Consider the following 1,251-nt stretch of genomic DNA (forward strand, 5'->3'; position numbering starts at 1 on the left):
CGTACAGCGACGCGTCTGCCAGCTTTAGCACGCTTCCTTCGTAGTCTTGCGGTACTTCTCCGTCTCCGTATACGAGCAGGAGATCGACACCGCTGTCTTCCAGCATATATGCGATCCGCTCTGCCGGGTACGCCGGGTCGATCGGCAAGTATGCGCCGCCCGCCTTCAGGATCGCGAGAATCCCCACGATCATCTCCACCGAACGCTCCGACATGATCCCCACGACCTGCTCTGCACTAACCCCTTGGCCGCGCAATACCCCGGCTAGCTGGTTCGCCTTCGCGTTCAGCTCCCCATACGTCAACCGTTCAGACTCGAATATTACCGCTGTAGCTTCCGGCGTCTGCTTCACCTGCTGCTCGAACAGCGCGTGGATCGTTTGGTCCTTCGGATACTCCGTCTTCGTGTCGTTAAATGCGATAAGCAGCTGACGCTTCTCTTCTTCTACGACCAGCTCGATCTCGTCCAGCTGCATGTCTGGCATTTCGACGATCTGTTCCACGATCGCCGCCAGATGCCCGGCCATCCGCTCGACTGTTTCCTTCTTGAACAGCGCCGTGCTGTATTCCCAGTCGAAATACAGCCGCCCGGCTTGCTCGATCACACCCACCGTCAGGTCGAATTTCGCGACCCGGTATTCCTGCGGGTACGGCCGAATCGTCAGTCCTTCCGGCTTCCATTCGCTCATCTGCATGTTCTGCAGCACCAGCATCGTGTCAAACAGCGGGTTGCGGCTCGTATCCCGCCGTACCTCCACCTTCTCCACCAGCTCCTCGAACGGGTAGTCCTGATTCTCCATCGCCCCCAGCACCGCTGCCTTCACTTCCGCCAAGTACGCGTCGAACCGTTTGCTTCCCGCCGGGCGGCTGCGCATCGCCAGCGTGCCCACGAACATCCCGATCATCCGTTCCGCATCCGGATGCCTTCTGCCTGCCACCGGAGAACCGACCACGATATCCTCCTGCCCCGCATAGCGCGACAGCAGCACCCCGTACGCCGCCAAGAGCGCCATGTACAGCGTCACCCCTTGCTTCGCGCACAGCTGCTTCAGCCGATCCGTCTCGTGCTCGCTCCACACTTGGCCCGCGTGGTCCCCCTCAAACTGGCGGACCACCGGCCGCGCGTAATCCGTCGGCAGCTGCAGCACCGGCACCTCTTCCTTAAACGCCTGCAGCCAGTAGTGCTCCTGCACCCGGTACGATTCGTCCTGCATCTTCTCCCGCAGCCATACCGCGTAATCCTTATAGTGGA

Annotated in this window: 1 protein-coding gene; it reads right to left on the reverse strand. The window is 60.8% G+C overall.

All coding sequences use genetic code 11. The features are described 5' to 3' along the window. Window positions 1–1,251, reverse strand: a 1,251-nt coding sequence (locus tag ACFSX3_RS31015; RefSeq protein WP_379313711.1) for a non-ribosomal peptide synthetase, incomplete at both ends; no start/stop codon positions are given.

Origin of the sequence: Paenibacillus rhizoplanae (assembly GCF_042684125.1) — a bacterium.
In the GTDB taxonomy this organism is placed as follows: Bacteria; Bacillota; Bacilli; order Paenibacillales; family Paenibacillaceae; genus Paenibacillus_AQ; species Paenibacillus_AQ rhizoplanae.